Below are 21,622 nucleotides of genomic sequence, written 5' to 3' on the forward strand. Positions count from 1 at the left end.
TTTATATCGACTTTACTTTTCTAATTGTGAATTTATTTTTCCAATAATTACTAATTCTATCCGAATACAAAACTAACAAAAGCATTAGCGCTAACATAATAATTACAACAAAAATTGTTTGATAACTTGTAAGAGTTTTTCCCCAGAATTTATTAAATCCCGGAAACAAAGCACAGCCGTATAAAATAATAACATGAGCAACATAAAGCATTAAAGTTTTTTTTCCGGTATCAGAAATAATTTTGGGAATATGATTGAAATTTCTTGCTATAAACGCCATTAAACTATTTGCAATAATTACGTATCCTAATCTGACAATAATTAATGAGTTTGCATATAACCAATCTGAAATATTTTCCGGAAGCAAATGACTAAATGCATAAATAGCTAAATAAAGTCCCACAAGCGAACTACCAATTGTAAAAAGGAAAATTGAGAATCTTTTTTTGAAATAAATTCCTTCATTTTTACTAAGATAATTTCCCAACATTGCACCAGCTAAAACATAAATTACCCAAGGAAAGATTGGAAACAATGAACCGTTTTTTTCAAAAAAATAACCGGATAAAATTTGCGGCAAATAATTGTCCCAATTAATTTTTGCAACATATGGACTAACAATTAACGATATGAGAATTGTAAAACCTAATGTAATATTAAAATTTAGCTTAAGATTTTTAGAAATAAAAAGTACTGTAACAATTGATAGCAATCCAACGCCAATTAAATGTAATGCATCAACTGTTAAAAAAATATCCCATTGAGTTTTGCTTACCGATTCCAAATCAAATATTCTATGTGTCGGAAATCTTAATAAATAACCGATTCCAATAAGTGCAAATCCTCGTTTTATTCCTTTTGCAATTCTTGGATTCTGAAAAAAATCGAAATGATCAGCTTTTAGTAAATATGTAAATATTAATCCGGATGAAAACATAAAAATCGGCGCAGTAAATCCGCGCATCGTTAACCAAAAATTATATGCAACAGATTCGGTATTTCTATATTCATTGGAAAGAAACGTATCTGTAGTATGACCTTGAATCATCATAATTACAGCGAATGCGCGCATTAAATCAATAAATACAATTCTTCTTTTTTGATCGGATTTCATAAAAATAATTTATCAAAGATTAGTAAAAATAATCAAAATGAGAAGATTAAAAAAACCACTGTTCTTTCTTATAGATATGATAAAAAATGTTCATTTAAATTTTTAATAAATTTTTCTGGGATTTTCTTTTACCCATTTTTTGAGGAATGAAACAACTTCAATTGTTGAAGCACCGGGTGTAAATAATTCACCCACTCCCATTTTTTTTAAGGTTTGTAAATCTTCATCCGGAATAATTCCACCGCCAAAAAGTAAAACATCCTCTATTTCATTTTTTTTCATTTCATCCAAAATTCTTGGAAAGATTGTCATATGAGCCCCGGATAAAATACTAATTCCAATTGCGTCAACATCTTCTTGAATTGCAGCGCTTACAATCATTTCGGGAGTTTGGCGCAAACCCAAATATATAACTTCCATTCCCGCATCGCGCAAAGCAGCGGCAATTACTTTTGCACCTCTATCATGACCGTCTAATCCGGCTTTTGCAATTAAAACCCTAATTTTCTTTTCCATTAATTACCCAATAAATTTTAAGCTAAATAATTTTTAATTTTTGGAAAAACTCCAAATATTCCGCCGGTATGAAGAAATATAACTTTATTATTTTTTACATTTATGAAATTATCATTATATGCGTAAAATGCTTTTCCGGTATATGTTGGATCAAGAAGTATTCCCGTCTGCATAAAAAATTCTTTGAACAAATTAATTTTATTCTGTGAAATATTTTTGTAACCTTCTTCGGAATAATTATCCAAAATTTCCAAATTGTTAAAATTTGGTTTTAATTTCAAATCAAATACCTTAATATTTTCTTCAGTTAATTTTATTATATCTTCTTTCACAATTTCTTTTTTATCAATTACACTGATTCCGAAAATTTTAAAATTTAACCCAAGCAAAGCTTGACCAACCAATATTCCCGCAGCTGTTCCGCTGCTTCCGGTTGCCAATAAAATTCCAGTAAATTTTTTAAGATTTGTTTGTTCCGCAAGTTCGTTAACAAAATTTATATATCCCCAAATGCCCAAAGGAGAAGAACCACCGGAGGGAATTATATAAGTGTTTAATTTCTTTTTAGAAAGTTCCTTTTGATTTTCCAACATTACATCATCAACAAATTTATATTCACTTTTAGATAAAAATTTTATTTCCGCTCCAACGAATTTATCAAGGAATAAATTTCCATCCGGATTTTGATTTGAATTTCCCCAAAGAAAAAGTTTTGATTTCATTCCCAAAGAAGCCGCCGCAATGCAAGTTGCTCTTGCGTGGTTTGATTGATATCCGCCTCGTGTAAAAACATAATCAGCTTTTTTCATCTTTGCATCGTAAAGTAAATACTCTAATTTTCTAACTTTATTTCCGGTAAGTTCAACTCCGGTTAAGTCGTCTCGTTTTATAAAAAACTTATTTCCATTAAATTCAATTTGAGTAAACGGAGTTGGAATATTTGCGAGTGAAATTTTCTTTGGAATTTTCATTTATAAATTCTCTTGAATTCGTTGATAATGTAATTTTGCTAATTCCAAATCATCTTCAGTATCTACAGAAATACTTTCGTGATCGGTAACCACAACTTTTATTCTCATCTGATTTTCAAGCATTCGCAATTGTTCAAGTTTTTCAAACTTTTCTAAATCAGTTTGTTTTAAAGTTGTAAACTCCAACAATTTATCTTTCCGGTAAACGTAAAGTCCGATGTGTTTGTAAATATCCGCAACACGCAATTTTTGTTTATCAGAAATTTCTTCACGAACATAAGGAATTGGCGAACGAGAAAAATATAGAGCGTAATTATTATAATCGAAAACAACTTTTACAACGTTTGGGGAATTCAATTCATCAACAGTTATTATTCTTTTTGCCAAAGTTGAAACGGAAACAGTTTTATCAAACAGCAAAGGTTCAATAGCTTCATCAATCATTTTTCCCGGAATGAACGGTTCATCTCCTTGAATATTTACAATAATTTCTGCGGTAAATAATTTTTTTGCAACGTATGCAATTCTATCCGAGCCGGTTTCCATATCTTTTGGTGTCATTTCCACTTGGGCACCAAAATTTTTTGCAGCATTATAAACTCTTTCATCATCAACAGCAATTACAACATCAGAAAGCAATTTGGATTTTTTCGCACTTTCGTAAGTATGCTGCAGCATTGGCTTTCCGCCAATTAATTTTAACGGTTTTCCTTGAAGTCGTGTTGATGCAAATCTGGCTGGTATAATTCCTACTATCATTTTTATTTTTATTTATTCTGACTAATCACTTTTGGAACTTTGAAATGTTCATTTGTTTTATCGGGAGCATTTTTTAAAGCATCGTCTCTATTTGTACTTTCCTTCAAAATATCTTCTCTAAAAACATTAGAATTTTCAATTGGATGTGAAAGTGGTTTTACATTTTCTGTATCAAGTTCGTTTAACTTTTCCATATAATTCAGAATTTGATTCATCTCATTTGTATAATTTCCGATTTCTACTTCTGTAAATTCTAATCGAGCAAGCTCGGCAATTTTTTTTACATCTTGAATTGTAACTGACATTTTACACTCTTAAATTTTTATGGTTTCAATAAAAGCAATTCTTTTTTTAATTGATGGATGACTGTAAAAAAACCATTCCACAAAAGGATGAGGTTCTTTATCACCTAAATTTTGTTCTGTTAATTTATCTAAAGTTTTAATAAAAACATCTTTTTTATTTGTACTTCTAATCGCATATTCATCAGCTTCGTGTTCATATTTTCTTGATAATAAATTTGTAAGCGGAGTTTGAATTAACCCGATCAACATTCCCCAAAGTGATAAAATTGGAAGCGCCGCAATTTGAGTAATATTTGTAAATCCAAACCAGCTTAAAGAATTTGAATATAATACTGAAAGCAAATAAAGTGTTACAAAACTTGAAATTGTACCAATTGCAATATTTTTAATAATGTGTTTATGTTTGTAATGACCAAGTTCGTGTGCAATTACGGTTTCAATTTCATCGTTAGAAAATTCATTTGTTAAAGTATCCCCCAAAAGAATTTTTTTTGTTTTTCCTAATCCAGTAAATGCGGCATTGGCTTTTTTTGTGGTTTTACTCATGTTGAATTTAAAAATATTTTCAACCTTTAAATTTACATTTTCCGAAAGTTTGAAAATTCTATTTCGCAAATCTTCATCTTCAATCGGAGAGATTTTATAAAATATTGGAAGAATAATAATTGGAACAATTTTCGCTAAAATTACTGAAACAAAAAACAATAAAATTGCAAACGGCAGCCACCACATTTCTTGATAATAATTAAGAACATAGTAAAAAATTAATAATAACGGAATTCCAATTACTCCACCGACGATTGTACCTTTTGTATTTTCCCAAATCCAAGCAAAAAATGTTTGGTTTGATAATTTGTATTTATGTTCAAGAATAAAATCTGTGTACAAATTTATTGGAAAAAATAAAATTGAAACTGCTGCGCCGCTAATAATTACGTAAAAAATTAAATTAAGATATTTTGAATCGAAAAGTGAATCTCCAAAAATTTCTAATTTTTCACTTAATCCGGTAAGAAGAAAAACTAAAATTAGAATGAAAGTTAGAATTGATTTTGCAATTCCAAAACCGAGTTTAATATTATTGTATTTTTTTGAATCCATGAAAAGTATAATTTTTTATTGCGTTAAAATTACACTTTTTTTTTGATTTGTGCTTTTTGTGAAGTTAAACTTAAAATTATTTGAAGTCAATTGGTAAAAAGAAGATTAAGATTAAGAGTAAGATTAAGAATTTACAAAACAGATTATTCTAAATTCATTTTCATATTTCCTTAATCTTACTCTGTTTTTATCACATTTCCTTTTCGGCAGTTAAAATTTTGCCCTCAACAAACTGTCCTTGATCAATATGTTCTTGAGTAATGTAAACAATTCCATCTTCACTGTGCGGTTTACCCAAAGTACTATGTGCAGATTTTAATCCACCAAGAATTTTTCTTGCATCAGTAACGTAAACTAAATCCCCAGGATTTGCCGACATTTTTTTCATATCATTTTGTGAGAAGCACATCAAGTCATCCGAAGAATTAACCAATTTCCAATTGACTTTTATGGTTTCCCCATCAACATCGTTAACTTTACTTCCTTTAAACATTTCTTTGGCTTTTGCTAAACTCCAAACTGTTAATCCATCAGTGTGTGTTTCTTCAGAATATTTTGAATAATAATTTGCAGATAGAACAACAAAGACTAACATTAATATTGTTAAAAACATTAAAATTGGAAGAGATGCAACATTAAAAATAATCATTACAAAAATTGCTCCGGAAATAAATGTTAATCCGGAAAAAATTCCTTTATGATTTGGATTACTTTTAATTTTTTTAACTAAAGATATTTGCTGATTTCTTGTAAAAGTTGTAATTACTCCAACAAAAACACAAACAAATAAATTATATAAAGCTCCAATATAAGTATAAGGATGAGCCGGATCATAAGCGGTTCCGTGAGAAAATACTTCTATCAAAGGTTGAGGGTAATACATTCCCAAAACCATTAGCGCAACACCAACTACAAAAGTTGCAATTACTGCTGCGTTAGTAAATTTTTTCCAGAACACACCCAAAAATATTGCAACAACTAAAGGTGGTGTTAAAGTAGAATGAAAATATCCGTGTGCTTCATAAACAGTTGGAAATGCACTAAAAGGAATTACAGCTAAAACTCCAAGAACTGTAAACAATGCAGTTGCAATTCTTGCCGCAAATAATTCTTGTTTGTCTTCTTCCTTAACGCTTTTAACTTTTTTTGCTAACCATTTTTTTGCCGGTCTGTGAACATCATTAATATAGATAGCGGCAGTAGCATTTAGTAATGTATCGACTGTTGACATCAAAGCTGCAGTAAGCGCTGCCATAACAAATCCAAAAACTCCGGGTAAAGAAATAACATTTGCTACAACAACAAAAATATTATCGGGATTTGTATCGGGCGGAATTACAGATGGATTTACAATGGAAATAGCTTTTCCAATCCAACCGGCATTTCCCACAACAATTGCAGAAAGCGGAAGCATAAATAGGATATTAAAAGTTGCGGCTTTCCTTCCTTCATCTACGCTTTTGGTTGCCATAAAACGCATTACCAAACCCATGTTCATGAATAAAAATCCAACGGAACCAGCAATTCCGTCTTGCCAGAAAATTCCAACAAAATTAAATCCGGGAGGATTGTTAAAATTTGCTAACGGCAATTTCCAAGTAGTTGGAAGAAGTTCCCAAAATAATCCAAAACCGCCTATGTAATCAATTCCTAAAAAGAAAACCAACATTCCGGCAAAAATTAGTACAAATCCTTGTAAAAGATCAGTAAATATAACTGCAGTTTGTCCGCCGTAAGTTATATAAACTCCAACAATTAGGGCAATTACTACAATTAAACTCATTAAAGTAATTTCAATATGAATTCCAAAAAGTGTAAATTCCGGTGGAAGTAATGGTAAAATTGCCTTTCCCATTGTTAAAAATCCGATTCCAACATAACCAATCATATAAAGTAAGAGTAAAATTGTTGCAAGAAATCTTGTTGATGGCGAAAATCTTTTTTCAAAATATTCCGGAATAGATCTAATTTTTGTGTAAACAATTATTGGAAGCCAGCCGAAAATGAAAAACGGGACAAAAAACCAATCATTCATATAAGTCATAGTTGAAGAAAGCCCGGCTTCAAATCCTTTTGCGGAATATTTAATAAAACTATGACTTCCAACTCCGGTAGCAACAATGCTCATTGCAATTAACCACCAAGCAAACCTTCTTCCGCCAAAAAAGAAATCATTTGTTGTTCTATTATATTTACTGAAATATGACCCAAAAGCCATGATTGCCACAAAGTAAACAACCATCACTATCCAATCGGTCGATGTTCCAAGACTATGATGTACTTCCATAATTTTGATCTGATTTTGTTATGAAATTTTTGAATTTAAAAATAGAGAGCTGCAACTATGAAAAATGCATGAATTGCCATAAAATAAAAGAAACCAAATATTGAAACGTTCCACCAAAAACGGTGACTTTTTTTTGCAAAATTTACAGCTTTTGCTTTTTTAATAATTAGCATTCCGCTTAAGAAAAAAAGTCCGCCAACAACATATAAGTAAATAAACGGCATCCAAGTATCAAAAAATGTAGGCATTTTTATCTCAAATTTTATTTGTTGATTTTAGATTAACTAAACTTAATCAAGCATATTTTTACAAGCAAATTATTTTTGGATTAAATATTATGTGATTTTTTTTTGAAATTGATAGAAAATCTAATTTCGTGATTAAAATTAAAACGTTGCTTTTAAAAGTGAGTGTTTCTAACTTTGTTGGCTAAAAATTTTTATTTTTTTGAAATAAAAGGAGTTGTTAATTATGGGAATGATGGCAAGAATGAGAAGTCTTGCTCCATGGTTTATTATTACAGTTGGAGGACTTTTTGTATTATTTATGGTGCTTTCTGATTCAAGAGTTTCAGATATTATTGCAACAAGAAGTAATGATGTTGGTTCAATAAATGGAAATGCAATTTCTTATCAAGAATATTCAAATCTAATTGAACAATATAGAAAAGATCAAGTTCAAAGAACCGGTAGTGAAATTCCGGAAGCGCAAATGGATGCTTTCAGAGACCAAGTTTGGGAAAATTTGGTATCTCAAAAATTAATTGATGAAAAAATTAAAGAATTAGGAATTACTGTTACCGATCAAGAAATTTTGGATATAATTCAAGGACCAAATCCGCCGCAGATAATTACACAATATTTTGTTGATTCAACCGGTCAGTTTAACAGACAAGCTTATGATCAAGCAATTTATGATCCGCAAAATAAAGAAGCGATGGTTCAAACAGAAAATATTGTAAGACAGCAATTAATTCAGCAAAAATTAGCGAGTTACTTAAATGCTTCAATTGTTGTTAGCGATACAGACGTTAAGGATGCTTTTATTCAGCAAAATATGAAAATTTCTACAGAATATGCTTTTGTTGATATAAATACAATTGCTGATAATGAAATTTCCGTAAATGATTCTGAAATAGAAAAATATTATAATGAAAACACCGAAGAATTTAAAGTTGATGCACAAAGACAATTGAAATATGTACTTTTTAGCAATGCCCCAACAAAAGATGATTCAATTAGTGTTATGACTAATTTATCTGCAATTGTTAAAAAAATTGAAGGCGACACAACAACATTTAAATCCTACGTGGAAATTTATTCCGAAAAACCATACTCAAAAGATACACTCGCTTTAACAATGTTCGGAGGAGAAGCCGGTTTACAAATTTCAAAAGCTGCAAACGGAAGTTTAGTTGGTCCGGTTCTAACAAACGAAGGATATGTTGTTTATAAATTAGAAAATACAGTTCCCAGCAAAGAATCACTCGTAAAAGCTTCACACATTTTAGTAAAACATGGAACAGATGAAAATGCGGCAAAAGCTAAAATTGATGGAATTTATAATCAACTTTTAAAAGGTGCTAATTTTGAAGTTACTGCAAAACAAGCTTCAGAAGACGGAAGTGCAAGAAACGGCGGCGATTTAGGTTGGTTTGGTAAAGGTCAAATGGTTAAAGAATTTGAAAATGCTTCGTTTAATGGAAAAATTGGAGAAATTCAAAAACCGGTTAGAACTCAATTTGGTTTTCATATTATTAAAGTTACCGGAAAAAGCGATAAAAAATATATTGTAGAAAAAATTGTAAATGAAATAAAAGCATCGGCTACAACGGTTGATAAGGCTTACGATAAAGCAAATGATTTTGCATATATAGCTGAGAAAAATGATTTTATTACCGAAGCAGAATTATTAAAAATGGAAGTTAAAGAAACTCCTCAAATTACTGAAGAATCCAAAGTTGTTCCCGGAGTTGGATCAAGCGTAGCTTTAGTAAAATTTGCTTTTGAAAATGGATTAAATGATGTAAGTTCTGTTTTCAAAGTTCAAGCCGGATATGTTGTTGCAATGGTTTCAAAAATTGAAAATGCCGGAAAAAAACCTTTAGAAGAAGTAAAAGAAATTATCAAATCTAAAGTTTTACGAGAGAAAAAATTTGAAAAATCTAAATCAATTTGTACAGATATAAAAACTAAAATTGGCGGAACAAAAGATTTTGCAAAAGCTGCTGAAGTTTATAGTAAAGTTAAAGTTTCCGGAGTTGCAAATTTTGCTCCCAACGGAAATGTTCCAGGCGTTGGTCGTGATTTAGCATTTACTCAAGCTTCATTAGATTCAAAAATAAATGAAATAACAAATCCGGTAAAAGGCGCAAGGGGATATTATCTTTTAAAAGTAACTCAAAGAACACCAATTGATTCTACAATCTTTTCGATTCAGAAAAATTCAATTAGAGAAAATTTATTAGCTCAAAAGAAGAATATGGTTTTTGCAGAATGGATTGAAAGTCTAAAGAAAGAAGCAGATATTGAAGATAATAGATATCAATTTTTTAGATAATAATAATTTAGTTAAAAACTACAAGGCATCTTTGAGATGCCTTTTTTTTTGAATAGTTGAAATGGTTAAAATGAATTTTCAAAATTTAATTTTGAATAAACTTCTCAGCAAAAAATATAATATTGAAATCAAAAATATTTTTTTTCTACTTAAATATTCCAGTGGCAATTAAATAAGTTAACATTGCAAATAATGCTGATAAAGGAATTGTTAAAATCCAAGCCCATAAAATATTTCTTGCAACTCCCCAGCGTACAGCAGAAAAACCTTTTAAAGATCCAACCCCAATAATTGCACCAGTAATTGTATGAGTTGTGCTAACTGGTATTCCAGCTAAAGTTGCTCCAATTATAGTTAAACCAGCGGAAGATTCAGCACTAAAACCGCCGAATGGTGTAAGTTTTGTTACTCTCATTCCCAAAGTTCTGATTACTTTCCAGCCTCCAAACAATGTACCCAATGCAATAACAGAATGGCTTAGAATAATCACCCAAAAAGGAACATAAAATGTTTCGCCAAGTAAATTATTTGTAAATAATACAATTGTTATTATTCCAATTGTTTTTTGTGCATCATTTGAACCGTGACTAAGACTATAAACTGCTGCAGAAACTAATTGTAGCTTTCTGAAATATTTATCTACTTTACTTGGAGATTGATTTTTTACAATCCACAAAGTTATAATTGAAAAAAACGTAGCTCCAATAAATCCAATCAACGGAGCAAGAAAGATAAAAAGTACAACTTTTGTATATCCGGAAATAATTATAGCACCAATTCCGGCTTTTGTAATTGCGGCACCGCCATAACCTCCAATAATTGCATGCGAAACGCTAATTGGTAAACCAAAATGAGTAGCAGTAGCTGTTAAAATTATTGCTCCAACAATTCCGGAAAAAATCACAAAATTATCAACAACATTTACATCTACCAAACCTTTTCCAATTGTAGTTGCAACACTAACTCCAAATGCAAAAGCAGCCACAAAATTGAAAAAAGCTGCCCACGTAACTGCTTGTAATGGTGTTAAAACTCTTGTAGAAACTATTGTTGCAATTGAATTTGCAGCATCATTCATTCCATTATAAAAATCAAATACAAGTGCGAGGAGAATAATCAGTACAACAATATCCATATTTTTTCTTATGTGTTCTTTATAAAAATTGCTAAGATTACATTAGCTGTTGATTGGCATTTATCGCTGGTTCTTTCCAGAAGATCAATAATTTCTTTTTTCTTTATGAGTTCAATTGCATCTTTTTCATTTTCAAATAATTCCTTAATTGCCAGCTGATATACTTTGTCTGCTTCACCTTCAAGATCTTTCACCGCTTTCAATTCGTTTATTCGCTTAACTTTCAAATCTTGAATTGCAACTCCCAATTCTTTTACTTGTGCACGAATTATCAAAGCAAGTTTATCGGCATAATCAATTTTTTTATCAATATGAAATGTATCAACTCTAACTGTAGCTCCTAAAAGCATATCGCTGATGTCATCAAGTCTTTTTATAAGTGCAAAAATATCTTCGCGATCAAACGGAGTGACATAAGTTTTATTTAATCTTTTTGTAATTTTTTGCGCAGTTTCGTCACATCTTAATTCAAGCGGTTTCATTTTCAAAATATTTGCTTTTTGATCATCAAACGAGAATATTTTCTCCGTAATAACCGCCATTTCCTCAATTTGCGAAATCATCGTTTTGAAATCTTCAAAATATTTTTCTTCTTTTGGTAATAATTTTTTAAACATATAACACCAGAAAATTTTAAGAAATTTATGATATTTTATTTTTTGAATTGCTAAAGTTAAGTAAACTTGATTTATTCACCAATAAAAATATACTTTGAAGTATTATTATCTGATTATTTTAGTAATTAATAGAATTTTTCGGTGTATTCAAAAATTTTATATTTTAATATTAATAACTAAATTTTTCACTTTTCCTCAACAATATTTTTAGTTATTATCACTTCACTTATGAAAAATTTTTTAACATATTTTTTCTTGATAAATACAGGCTTTCTATTTGCTCAATATGATGAAAATAATTTCTCAATCGGAATTGGATATAATTATACAACATCATCTAAAATTTTTCTAAACCCAAATGCCGCTGATATTTTTGATCAAAATCAATATTTCGATATTGGTGATTTTCAAAATTATTCTTTTGATTTTAGATACAAACTGAATGATTTAATAATTCTTGGATTATCATCCGAATATTTAACAAATAGCGAAAGCGGAAGAAACTTAACTTCCCCAATTTTTATTGTTGAAGATGGTTTTGAAATTTATCCCATTGAACTTTCTATTTATTATTTTCTTCCTTTTTCTACCGAAAATTTTAAATTCTTTTTTGGCGGTGGTTTGGGAATTTATTTGGGAAATAGAACAAGAAATTTCGGCAATGTAGAATTTGAAAAAATTGATTCGGAAATCGGATACGGAATTCAAGTTAGCACCGGTATGGATTATATGGTTTTAGATAATATTTCTCTTCGCGGTGAAATTCGTTTTAGAGATCCGGATTTTAAAGTAACCAATAAATACAATGATAAAACCGTAATTTATGAAGGAACAACTTATACGGTTTCCGCGACAAACTTAATTTCAAGAATTAATGTTGATGGAATTACTTTCCGAATTGGTGCGGCGCTTCATTTCTAAATTTTAACAAAACTTCGTCTCTTAAAAATCATTTAATTATATTTGCTTTCAAAATTTACAGAATTTATGATTGAAAGAATTTATCTTACCGGATTTATGACAAGCGGAAAAAGTACGTTGGGAAGAATTTTAGCGAATTGTATTGGTTGGAATTTTTTCGATCTTGATGTTGAAATTTGCGTTGACGAAAAAAAAACTGTTACAGAAATTTTTGATACTAACGGTGAAAATTATTTTAGAAATATTGAAAGTTTAAAATTGAGAAATTTATCCGCACATAAAAATGTCGTAATCTCTCTTGGCGGCGGAACTTTGATAAGCGATGAAAATGTTAAATTTATTAAAGAGAACGGACATTTAATTTATTTGCGTGTTTCACCGGAAGTAATTTATACGAGGATAAAGAAAAAAACTGATCGTCCGTTGTTCAAAGAATTGGTAATTGCTGAAAATCCGAAAGAAGTTTTTCTAAATAAAATAAATAATATGTTAAGTGAAAGAGAACCGTATTATCAGCAAGCAAATCTAATTTTTGATGTTGATAATTCTCCAATTGGACAAACAGTTGATAGATTTGTTAAAATTATAAATAGAGTTATACTTGAAAAAAATAAAAATTAATATTCCGAATAATGAATACGAAGTTTTTCTTGGTAAAAATATTTTTCCAAATATTATAAATTTTTTAAAAGATAAAAATCTCTATCAAGATTATTTTTTAGTAATTGATAAAAATGTTAATAAATTTTACTCAAAAGTAATTGATGACGCATTTTCATCTTCAGAAAAAAAAGTAAAAAAAATAATTGTTGAATCAACCGAGAAAAATAAAAATTTTGATTCCGTTCAAAAAATTCATTCAGAACTAATTAAGAATAATTTTGGTAGAGATTCTATAATAATTGCAATTGGCGGCGGAATTATTGGCGATGTTGCCGGATTTGCTGCTTCAACGTATATGCGCGGAATTAATTATGTTCAAATTCCCACAACACTTCTTGCTTCAGTAGATAGTTCGGTCGGTGGAAAAACGGGAATAAATTTTGAGAGCACAAAAAACATTATCGGCACTTTTTATCAGCCAAAATTTGTTTTAATTGATACAAAATTTTTCAGCACATTGCCCAATGATGAAATAATTTGCGGTTTGGGTGAAATTGTAAAATATGCATTTTTGATCGATAAAAATTTCTACAAATTCGTAAAAGAAAATATTAATAAAATTATTTCTAATGATGATGAAATAATTAGTAAAGTAATTTTCACATCCGTAAAATTTAAAGGAAGCGTTGTTACCAACGATGAAAAAGAAAGCGGAATTAGAAAAATTTTAAATTTGGGTCACACTTTTGCACACGCTTTTGAAGTTCAGCAAAATCATAAATTAAAACACGGACAAGCCGTAATTGTTGGGATTACTTGCGCGTTATATCTTTCCAAAAAAATAAATCTAATTGAAGAAAAATATTTTTATGAATATTTAAATTTCCTTTTACAATTTTCCGATAAAATAAAACTTTCCAAAGTTGATAATGAAAAAATTTTTAGTGTGATGCAAAAAGATAAAAAGAATAGAGATAACAAAATAAAATTAGTATTGCTGAATAGTGTTGGAACAATCCTTACCGATATTAGTGTTGAGTCGCAATTAATTAACCAATCAATTTCAGAAGCAATTGTACATTTCTAAATTATGAATAAATTGAAAATTTTTTTAATTCTCCAAGTAATTATTTCAATAAATATATTTGCGCAAATACCAAGAGAAACCCGCGCAGTTTGGCTTACAACAAATCTTAAATTGGATTGGCCTCCAAACACAACAGATGAAGAATATCAGAAAAAAACTCTTCGCGATATGTTTAAAACTATAAAAGAAAAAAATTTCAATACAGTTTATTTCCAAGTGAGAAGTAATGGAACGGTAATGTATAATTCCGAAATCGAACCCTTCTCGCCGTATATAACCGGGACGGTCGGCAAAATTCCTTCATATGATCCGTTGCAATATGCAATAGAACTTGGTAAAGAATTTAATTTGGAAGTTCACGCTTGGGTAAATATGATAAGATGTTTCACCGGAAATGATGAAAAAATTTCTAAACATCCTAAGCATGTAAAAAGTGCACATCCAAATTGGGTTGTAAAATATTCTGAAAACGGATCAACATCTTATTGGCTAAATCCCGGAATTGAAGATGTTCAAAATTATCTTGTCGATATAATGATTGAGCTTACAACTAAATATGATATCGACGGAATTCATTTAGATTTTTTTAGATATCCGGGAAGTGATTTTTCTGATGAAAAATATTTTAAGCGAAACGGTTCTAATATTTCTAAAGATGATTGGCGAAGAAATAATTTAACAACTATTTTAAGAAAGTTTAAAGATGCGGCTAAACCAATAAATCCATATTTAAAAGTTGGAATTGCTCCAATTGGAATTAGAAAAAATTTAGTTGGTGCAACTGGTTGGGAAGGATATTCAAGTGTTTATCAAGATTCTGAAATTTGGCTAAAAGAAAATTTAGTTGATTATTTAGTTCCGCAAATTTATTGGGGATTTAATAAAAATCCCAAATTTGATGTTTTAGCAAAAGATTGGGTTGAGAAATCTTACAATAAAAATATTATTCTTGGATTGGGAGCGTACAAAGAAGATGTAATTCCGCAATTAAATAAAATGATTGAATACGCTAGAAATATTGGAGCAGCCGGAGTTTCATTTTTTAGATATGAACATATTGATAATACAAAAAAATATTATACTGATATTGCTTTTCCGGCTGAAATGCCGTGGAAAGTTTTGGATAATTCCGAGCCGATTGAAAATTTAATTTGTGAAGTTGAAGAAATTTCACCCAAAGAAATAGTTTTAAGCTGGGATAATAATCATGCTTTAAAAACTCCCAACCAAATTAGATTTTATGTTTTATACGATAATACTGATCAAAAAACTATTGCAAGAATTATTTCATTAGATAAGCGGCAAGCAAAATTAAAATTTTCAAATCCTACAAAATTATCATTCAATTATAATATTGGAAAAATTGATAGACTTTGGAACGAAGTTAATTTCTCTAATCCAGTATTGGTTAAAGTGCCGTTTTTAGAAAAGTTAAAAGAAGAATCTGCAATTAGTATTTCTCCAATTTTATTAAAACAAAATGAAGATGAATTTTTATTATCAGTTCACTCATTTGAAAAACAAAAAGCAAAAGTTGGAATTTTAACAAAAGAAAATATTTACAAGGAAATTGAGTTTGAATTTGAACTTGGTGAAAACATTATAAAATTAAGTGAAAATTTAGAAGAAATAGAATCAATTAAGATTATTTTTCTTAGTGATAAAAGGGAAGAAATTTTAAATACAATTTAAAATGAATTTTCTAATGAAATAGTTTTGGCTTGTTTTACTAATTCAAATAATGACGTAAATATTTTCCCGTAATTGATTTTTCATTCATCGCAATTTCTTCCGGAGTTCCAACGGCAACAACTTCTCCGCCTTTATCACCGGCATCCGGACCCAAATCTATAACGTAATCCGCACATTTTATTACGTCTAAATTATGTTCTATTATAATTACCGAATTTTTATTTTCAACAAGAACATTAAAACATTTTAATAATTTATCGATATCATCAAAATGCAAACCGGTTGTTGGTTCATCAAAAATAAAAAGTGTGTGATTATTTTTCTGCTGTGAAATCAAATGCTTTGCAAGTTTTATTCTTTGCGCTTCCCCGCCGGACAAAGTATTTGAAGGCTGTCCAAGATGGATATAACCCAAACCAACATCTTGCAGAGTTTTTAAATAAGTTAAAATCCTATCATTTCCGGAAAAAAATTCTACGGCTTCATCAACCGTAAAGTTTAAAACATCAACAATATTTTTTCCCTTATAAGTAACTTCTCTAAGTTCTTTTTTAAATCTTGTACCTTTGCAATCATCGCATTCAAGATAAAGATCCGCTAAAAACTGCATTTCAATTTTCACAAACCCATCACCTTTACATGTATCGCATCTTCCGCCATCAACATTGAATGAAAAAAATCCGGGTTTATAACCTCTTAATCTTGCTTGCGGAGTTGATGCAAAAATATCTCTAATAATTTCATAACCTTTTACATAACTAATTGGATTTGATCTTGGCGATTTTCCAATCGGCGATTGATCAACAATTTCAATTTCTTCAATTGATAAAATTCCCTCCAATGTTTTGTACTTACCAATTTTATCGGGATTTTTGCCTAACATTTTTGCAATTCCGCCATAAATTATATCATGCACCAAAGTGGATTTTCCCGAGCCGCTGACTCCGGTAATTGTTACAAATTTTTGCAAAGGAATTTCTACATCTAAATTTTTAAGATTATTTTCTGCGGCTCCGGTAATTTTAATTTTTATTGTTTCTTCCGAATTTCTTTTTTCCGGCAAGGGAATTTTTTTATTGCCGGAAAGATAAAGCCCGGTAAGCGATTTTTCATTTTCAATAATTTCTTGATAAGTTCCGTTTGCAATAATTTCACCGCCGTTTTTTCCGGCTTTTGGACCAATATCAAAAATATAATCTGCTTCTCTCATCATTTCTTCATCATGTTCAACAACTAAAACTGTATTACCAATATCACGTAAAGATTTTAAAATACTAATTAATTTTCCGTTATCTCTTGGATGAAGTCCAATGCTCGGTTCATCCAAAACGTATAAAGTTCCAATTAACGCAGAGCCGAGAGATGTTGCTAAATTTATTCTTTGTGTTTCACCACCGGAAAGTGTGCTGCTCAATCTGTCTAATGTTAAATAGCTCAATCCAACATCATTTAAAAATTTTAATCTTTTTTGAATTTCTTTTAATACGCTTCCCGCAATTTCATTTTCGTAATTCGTTAACTCTAATTCTTCAAAAAATTCATAAAGTTTATTTATTGGCATTTTCACAATATCCAGCATTGATTTAAACTTTATTTTTATTTGAAGCGCTTCTTTTCTTAATCTTGAACCTTTGCAAGATGAGCAAGTTGTATAGCCCCTATATTTGCTTAACAAAATTCTAATATGCATTTGATAAGTTTTCTGCTCAAGTTTTTTGAAAAATGGATCAATGCCAATAAATTTATCAAAACCGCTCATAATATTATTTAACTGAACTTCTGATAATTGTCGGAATGGAATACTTATTGGAATTTTATTTTCCTTAGCAACGCGAATTAAATCTCTTAAATATTTGCTGAATTTTGGAGTTCGCCATGGAGCGATTGCTCCTTCAAGAATTGTTAAATCGGGATTTGGAATTACTTTTTCCATATCGATGCCGATTGTCTTTCCAAAACCTTGGCAAACCGGACAAGCGCCATAAGGATTATTAAAAGAAAAAAATCTCGGTTCGGGTTCACTGTATTTTATTCCGCAGCATTCATATTGATTATTAAAATGCTTCAACTCATTTGTATCCGCATTTATAATTGTTAATTTGCCTTCACCTTCTTTTAACGTTATTTCTATTGATGAAGCGAGTAGCTCTCTAACTCTTCCTTGTTTAATTTTAAATCTTTCTATTACTACAAAAATATCGTCTTTCTTTTTGGGTAAAGTTTCAGAAGAATTTAAATCAATTAATTTATTTTTATTAAATATTCTGTAAAATCCTTTTTTAACTAAATGACTTAATTCTTCTGCAACATTTCTACCCTCGTGTTTATGCATTGGGAATGCAAGATAAAATTTTGTTTCTTCATCTTTTTCTTCAAGCCATTGTGTTATTGTTGCAACCGAATCTTTTTTTACAATATTTCCACATTCAAAACAATATGTAATTCCGATACGTGCAAAAAGCAAACGCAGATAATCATAAATTTCTGTTGAAGTTCCAACTGTTGATCTTGGATTTCTTGCGCCGGTTTTTTGTTCAATAGCAACTGCCGGAGAAATTCCATAAATAAAATCCAAATCGGGTTTGTTCATTCTTTCAAGAAACTGTCTTGCGTAAGAAGAAAGACTTTCAACAAATCTTCTTTGACCTTCGGCGTAAATTGTATCAAACACTAACGAAGATTTTCCGCTTCCGCTAACTCCGGTAAAAACAACCAACTGATTCTTTTGAATTTCCAGATTTATATTCTTAAGATTATGTTCTCTTGCACCTTTAAGAATAATTTTATTTATAATATTTGAATTATTTTTTTCTTCCATTTAATAAGGATTGGTTAATTGCAATTGAGTAAGATAGTAATTTTTGAAGTGAATTTTCCAGTTAAAAAATTCAGAAAATTTGTAATTGTTGAATTATAATTGTACTAAATATAATTCCGTTTAACTATAATTTCTTTGATGACAATTCTTCTTCTAATTCTCTTAGTTCTTTTATTTTTATATCTAACTTTTTATTTTGTTCTTCAATACTTTTTAATTGATTATTAATTTTTTCTTCAAATTCCGGGCGACTCCAATAACCTCTTTGTTCAAAATAATTTTTAAATAACCAATTGTGTTTTAGTGCTTCCATATTTTCCGCAAAAGCATCAGCACCAATTTTAGCATTTTGTGTTGTATTTGTTAAATTGGAAACAATTGTTTTTATCGAGTCATAAACACTTTCGTCGGATAATAATGCACCAAGCGCACCTTGACCTTTTTCAATTCTGCCAATTAAATTTCTTAAATCAATTGCAGCACTATCAACATTTCCAACAATATTTTCAACGTTGGTTCCAAGTCCGATTATAAATCCTGACATTTTTTCCAATCTATCAACCATAATGTTCAAAGCAACATCAGCAGATTTTACTATTGTTACTGTTTCGGTATAAAGTTCTTTATCATTAACTAATTTACCAATAGTTCCTTCACCGGCATTTACTTTACCCATTACTTCGGAAAGTTCTTTTGTTAAATCTTTCATAAAGCCCATTATACTTTGAGTTTCCGCAATTATTTGCGACATATTAACCGGAGCTTTTGAAAGTATAACTCCACCATTTTCAATTGTTGCATTTTCTTTTGATCCGGGCGTAATTATTACAATTTTACTTCCAATAATTCCTTCGGTTTCAATTCCGGCTTCACTATCTAATCTTATAAATTCTTTAACATCTTCGCTGATTCTCATAGTAACTTCAACACGGTATTGATTTACTTCCATCAACTTAACATCACTTACACTTCCAACGTTAAGTCCGTTTAATCTAACGGCTGCGCCGGTTCGCAATCCTTCAACATTATCAAAATAAGTTTTTACATAAATACTATCTGTAAATAATGATTCTTTGCTTCCAATAAGGAAAATTGCAATAACCAAAAGAACAGTTCCTAAGAAAATGAATAGTCCAAGTTTTGCACCTTCCAATTGCTTTAACATTTATTCCTCTCTTTACTCAACTATTTGATTACTAAAAAAATTTTTAAGGAATTTATCTTCCGAATGTGATAATTCTTCAATTTTTCCTTGATAAGCAATTTTGCCGTCTTTAAGAAATATATTTCTATCGGAAATAATATTTGCACAGTTTAAATCATGCGTAACTATTATTGATGTCATTTTTAACTGCTTCTGTAATTCCAAAATTAATTCACTTATTTCTTTAGATGAAATTGGATCTAATCCGGTTGTTGGTTCATCGTAAAACATAATTTCCGGATCAGTAATAATTGATCTTGCCAAACCAATTCTTTTTTTCATTCCGCCGGAAAGCTCTGATGGCATTTTATCAATTGCATCTACGAGCGAAACCATTTCTAAAGTTTTTATAATTTTTTTATCTGCATCTTGATTTGAAATTTCAACATTTCTTTGAAGTGAAAATTTTAAATTTTCCCGCACGGTCATTGAATCATAAAGAGCTGCACCTTGAAAAAGAAAACTTGTAAATTTTCTTACCTTATTCAATTCTTTTGAAGAAAGCGATGTGACTTCTTTATCCTTAATAAATATTTTTCCATTATCCGGTTTTAATAATCCAACTATGCATTTTAGTAAAACACTTTTCCCGGTTCCGCTTCTTCCAAATACAACAAGGTTTTCACTTTTTTCTACATTGAGCGAAATATTATCAAGAACAATTTTATCGCCAAATTTTTTGCTCAGATTTTCAATTCGGATAATATAATTTACATCGGCCATATCATTAAAGAAATTTTTACTAAAACAGTATCAAATAATAAAATAATTAATGACGCCAAAACTACTGCTGTTGTTGATGCTTTACCAACTCCTTCGGTTCCGCCATCTGCAATATAACCTTTGTAACATCCAACAATTCCGGTAATATAACCAAACACAAAAGTTTTAGAAATGCTTGGAATTAAATCACCGAATTTTACGCTATCCACAACTGCGTTTTTATAATATTCAAAATTCATTCCTTGCGAAAGTGTTAATGCAAAAAAGCCTCCGCCGATTGCAAGAAAAATAACATACACAGTTAATATTGGAAGAATCATTGTTGTTGCAATAACTCTTGTTACAACTAAATATTTAAATGGATTAATTGCTGAAACTTCCATTGCATCAATTTGTTCGGTTACACGCATTGAACCGAGCTCTGCACCAATTCCGGAGCTTACTCTTCCGGCAAAAATTAATGCCGTAATTACCGGAGCTAATTCCCGAACAATGGAAAGTGCTGAAGCGCCGGGAAGAAAATCGGATGCACCGAATCTGACAAATACCGGTTCACTTTGCATCACAATAACTAAACCGATTACAAATCCCGTAATACTTACAATTGGAAATGTTTTAATTCCCAATTCATTCATGTGTTTTTTTATTTCCGGAATTTCATACGGCGGAACAAATGCTTGCTTTAATATTTCCCAATTAAAAATTGTTAATCCGGTTACAGTAACAAAAAAATTATACAATAATTCGCGGAAATTTAAATCTTTTTTATTTATATGGTTCGGAAGATTCATTTTAAGTAAAGTGTTTTGGAATAATTAAAATAAAGAAATTTACTTACTAATAAATATACTAAAAAGCATTTTCAATATAAGTTATTTTAGGAGGAAGATTTTTATTAAGTAAAATTCCAATTACATCAATTCTGCAATCAGTATCTTTAATATTTTTTTCATACAAATATGCTTCGGCAATTTTTCTAATTTGTCTCTGTTTATTTTTTGTAACAGCTAATTCGGGTTCACCAAATTCCAAATTTTTACGAGTTTTAACTTCAACAAAAACCAAAATATTTTTATCCTTTGCAATAATATCAATTTCACCGTGACCGAAATGATAATTTTTTTCAATAATTTCAAAACCTTTTTCGGCAAGAAAATCAGTTGCTATATTTTCGCCTCTATCACCGGTTTCTTTTTTATTATTTTCCATT

20 protein-coding genes are annotated in these 21,622 nt (G+C 29.9%); 5 read left to right on the forward strand and 15 right to left on the reverse strand.

Annotated features, from left to right (window positions below):
* Position 1 precedes the first annotated feature (1 nt).
* The 8 genes from IPH62_02935 to IPH62_02970 all read right to left on the reverse strand — a co-directional run bounded on the left by IPH62_02935 (position 2) and on the right by IPH62_02970 (position 7,301).
* The gene (locus tag IPH62_02935; protein MBK7104217.1) at positions 2 to 1,114 is read right to left on the reverse strand and encodes a DUF1624 domain-containing protein; all 1,113 of its coding nucleotides are present in this window, start codon (positions 1,112 to 1,114) and stop codon (positions 2 to 4) included.
* Positions 1,115 to 1,216: 102 nt separating this feature from the next.
* Positions 1,217 to 1,630 (reverse strand): cobalamin B12-binding domain-containing protein, encoded by a 414-nt coding sequence (locus IPH62_02940; GenBank protein MBK7104218.1) that lies wholly within the window; start codon positions 1,628 to 1,630, stop codon positions 1,217 to 1,219.
* Between the two features lie 17 nt (positions 1,631 to 1,647).
* Entirely contained in the window at positions 1,648 to 2,601 is a 954-nt protein-coding gene (locus IPH62_02945; GenBank protein MBK7104219.1) for a pyridoxal-phosphate dependent enzyme, read from the reverse strand.
* Positions 2,602 to 3,360, reverse strand: a complete 759-nt coding sequence (gene kdsB / locus IPH62_02950; GenBank protein MBK7104220.1) for a 3-deoxy-manno-octulosonate cytidylyltransferase — start codon at positions 3,358 to 3,360, stop codon at positions 2,602 to 2,604.
* A gap of 8 nt (positions 3,361 to 3,368) precedes the next feature.
* Positions 3,369 to 3,665: an Asp-tRNA(Asn)/Glu-tRNA(Gln) amidotransferase subunit GatC gene (gene gatC / locus IPH62_02955; protein ID MBK7104221.1), complete on the reverse strand. Its 297-nt coding sequence runs from the start codon at positions 3,663 to 3,665 to the stop codon at positions 3,369 to 3,371.
* A 9-nt stretch (positions 3,666 to 3,674) separates the two neighbouring features.
* Positions 3,675 to 4,766 carry a M48 family metallopeptidase gene (locus IPH62_02960; protein MBK7104222.1) on the reverse strand — a complete coding sequence of 364 codons (1,092 nt, stop codon included), beginning with the start codon at positions 4,764 to 4,766 and terminating at the stop codon, positions 3,675 to 3,677.
* Positions 4,767 to 4,956: 190 nt separating this feature from the next.
* Positions 4,957 to 7,053 (reverse strand): sodium:solute symporter family protein, encoded by a 2,097-nt coding sequence (locus IPH62_02965; GenBank protein MBK7104223.1) that lies wholly within the window; start codon positions 7,051 to 7,053, stop codon positions 4,957 to 4,959.
* A 35-nt stretch (positions 7,054 to 7,088) separates the two neighbouring features.
* Complete coding sequence (locus IPH62_02970) at positions 7,089 to 7,301, reverse strand: hypothetical protein (GenBank protein MBK7104224.1); 213 nt, start codon at positions 7,299 to 7,301, stop codon at positions 7,089 to 7,091.
* Positions 7,302 to 7,524: 223 nt separating this feature from the next.
* Here IPH62_02970 and IPH62_02975 point away from each other — a divergent pair, with 223 nt between their 5' ends.
* On the forward strand, positions 7,525 to 9,612 hold the full coding sequence (locus IPH62_02975; GenBank protein MBK7104225.1) for a peptidylprolyl isomerase: 2,088 nt from the start codon (positions 7,525 to 7,527) through the stop codon (positions 9,610 to 9,612).
* A gap of 145 nt (positions 9,613 to 9,757) precedes the next feature.
* Here the strand turns inward: IPH62_02975 and IPH62_02980 are convergent, their stop codons facing one another.
* Both IPH62_02980 and IPH62_02985 read right to left on the reverse strand, forming a co-directional pair.
* Positions 9,758 to 10,747, reverse strand: a complete 990-nt coding sequence (locus tag IPH62_02980; GenBank protein ID MBK7104226.1) for an inorganic phosphate transporter — start codon at positions 10,745 to 10,747, stop codon at positions 9,758 to 9,760.
* A gap of 8 nt (positions 10,748 to 10,755) precedes the next feature.
* Entirely contained in the window at positions 10,756 to 11,364 is a 609-nt protein-coding gene (locus IPH62_02985; GenBank protein MBK7104227.1) for a DUF47 family protein, read from the reverse strand.
* Between the two features lie 255 nt (positions 11,365 to 11,619).
* Here IPH62_02985 and IPH62_02990 point away from each other — a divergent pair, with 255 nt between their 5' ends.
* The 4 genes from IPH62_02990 (at position 11,620) to IPH62_03005 (ending at position 15,667) form a co-directional block, all read left to right on the forward strand.
* Positions 11,620 to 12,285 (forward strand): outer membrane beta-barrel protein, encoded by a 666-nt coding sequence (locus IPH62_02990; GenBank protein MBK7104228.1) that lies wholly within the window; start codon positions 11,620 to 11,622, stop codon positions 12,283 to 12,285.
* Positions 12,286 to 12,351: 66 nt separating this feature from the next.
* The gene (locus tag IPH62_02995; protein MBK7104229.1) at positions 12,352 to 12,906 is read left to right on the forward strand and encodes a shikimate kinase; all 555 of its coding nucleotides are present in this window, start codon (positions 12,352 to 12,354) and stop codon (positions 12,904 to 12,906) included.
* Positions 12,887 to 13,975, forward strand: coding sequence for a 3-dehydroquinate synthase (gene aroB, locus IPH62_03000; GenBank protein ID MBK7104230.1), 1,089 nt, complete (start codon positions 12,887 to 12,889; stop codon positions 13,973 to 13,975). The genes IPH62_02995 and aroB overlap by 20 nt, the downstream gene beginning before the upstream one ends.
* A gap of 12 nt (positions 13,976 to 13,987) precedes the next feature.
* Positions 13,988 to 15,667 carry a family 10 glycosylhydrolase gene (locus IPH62_03005; protein MBK7104231.1) on the forward strand — a complete coding sequence of 560 codons (1,680 nt, stop codon included), beginning with the start codon at positions 13,988 to 13,990 and terminating at the stop codon, positions 15,665 to 15,667.
* 37 nt (positions 15,668 to 15,704) lie between these two features.
* Here the strand turns inward: IPH62_03005 and uvrA are convergent, their stop codons facing one another.
* From uvrA to IPH62_03030, 5 genes are all read right to left on the reverse strand, one after another.
* Positions 15,705 to 18,485 (reverse strand): excinuclease ABC subunit UvrA, encoded by a 2,781-nt coding sequence (gene uvrA / locus IPH62_03010; protein MBK7104232.1) that lies wholly within the window; start codon positions 18,483 to 18,485, stop codon positions 15,705 to 15,707.
* 124 nt (positions 18,486 to 18,609) lie between these two features.
* The gene (locus IPH62_03015; GenBank protein ID MBK7104233.1) at positions 18,610 to 19,650 is read right to left on the reverse strand and encodes an MCE family protein; all 1,041 of its coding nucleotides are present in this window, start codon (positions 19,648 to 19,650) and stop codon (positions 18,610 to 18,612) included.
* 12 nt (positions 19,651 to 19,662) lie between these two features.
* On the reverse strand, positions 19,663 to 20,412 hold the full coding sequence (locus IPH62_03020) for an ATP-binding cassette domain-containing protein (protein MBK7104234.1): 750 nt from the start codon (positions 20,410 to 20,412) through the stop codon (positions 19,663 to 19,665).
* Positions 20,400 to 21,203, reverse strand: a complete 804-nt coding sequence (locus IPH62_03025; GenBank protein ID MBK7104235.1) for an ABC transporter permease — start codon at positions 21,201 to 21,203, stop codon at positions 20,400 to 20,402. Before IPH62_03025 ends, IPH62_03020 begins: the two co-directional genes overlap by 13 nt.
* Positions 21,204 to 21,261: 58 nt before the next feature.
* Entirely contained in the window at positions 21,262 to 21,621 is a 360-nt protein-coding gene (locus IPH62_03030) for a YraN family protein (protein MBK7104236.1), read from the reverse strand.
* Between the last annotated feature and the right edge of the window lies 1 nt (position 21,622).

It is taken from the genome of Ignavibacteriota bacterium (assembly GCA_016708125.1).
Classification (GTDB): domain Bacteria; phylum Bacteroidota; class Ignavibacteria; order Ignavibacteriales; family Melioribacteraceae.

Excerpts from the sequence above, each read along its gene's own strand:
- IPH62_02970 (MBK7104224.1), bottom strand. The coding sequence starts at position 7,301 with ATGCCTACATTTTTTGATACTTGGATGCCGTTTATTTACTTATATGTT.
- IPH62_03020 (MBK7104234.1), bottom strand. The coding sequence starts at position 20,412 with ATGGCCGATGTAAATTATATTATCCGAATTGAAAATCTGAGCAAAAAA.
- IPH62_02945 (MBK7104219.1), bottom strand. The coding sequence starts at position 2,601 with ATGAAAATTCCAAAGAAAATTTCACTCGCAAATATTCCAACTCCGTTT.
- IPH62_03015 (MBK7104233.1), bottom strand. The coding sequence starts at position 19,650 with ATGTTAAAGCAATTGGAAGGTGCAAAACTTGGACTATTCATTTTCTTA.
- uvrA (MBK7104232.1), bottom strand. The coding sequence starts at position 18,485 with ATGGAAGAAAAAAATAATTCAAATATTATAAATAAAATTATTCTTAAA.
- IPH62_02935 (MBK7104217.1), bottom strand. The coding sequence starts at position 1,114 with ATGAAATCCGATCAAAAAAGAAGAATTGTATTTATTGATTTAATGCGC.
- IPH62_02995 (MBK7104229.1), top strand. The coding sequence starts at position 12,352 with ATGATTGAAAGAATTTATCTTACCGGATTTATGACAAGCGGAAAAAGT.
- IPH62_03025 (MBK7104235.1), bottom strand. The coding sequence starts at position 21,203 with ATGAATCTTCCGAACCATATAAATAAAAAAGATTTAAATTTCCGCGAA.
- IPH62_02980 (MBK7104226.1), bottom strand. The coding sequence starts at position 10,747 with ATGGATATTGTTGTACTGATTATTCTCCTCGCACTTGTATTTGATTTT.
- kdsB (MBK7104220.1), bottom strand. The coding sequence starts at position 3,360 with ATGATAGTAGGAATTATACCAGCCAGATTTGCATCAACACGACTTCAA.
- IPH62_03030 (MBK7104236.1), bottom strand. The coding sequence starts at position 21,621 with ATGGAAAATAATAAAAAAGAAACCGGTGATAGAGGCGAAAATATAGCA.
- gatC (MBK7104221.1), bottom strand. The coding sequence starts at position 3,665 with ATGTCAGTTACAATTCAAGATGTAAAAAAAATTGCCGAGCTTGCTCGA.
- IPH62_02960 (MBK7104222.1), bottom strand. The coding sequence starts at position 4,766 with ATGGATTCAAAAAAATACAATAATATTAAACTCGGTTTTGGAATTGCA.
- IPH62_02965 (MBK7104223.1), bottom strand. The coding sequence starts at position 7,053 with ATGGAAGTACATCATAGTCTTGGAACATCGACCGATTGGATAGTGATG.
- IPH62_02975 (MBK7104225.1), top strand. The coding sequence starts at position 7,525 with ATGGGAATGATGGCAAGAATGAGAAGTCTTGCTCCATGGTTTATTATT.
- IPH62_02985 (MBK7104227.1), bottom strand. The coding sequence starts at position 11,364 with ATGTTTAAAAAATTATTACCAAAAGAAGAAAAATATTTTGAAGATTTC.
- IPH62_02940 (MBK7104218.1), bottom strand. The coding sequence starts at position 1,630 with ATGGAAAAGAAAATTAGGGTTTTAATTGCAAAAGCCGGATTAGACGGT.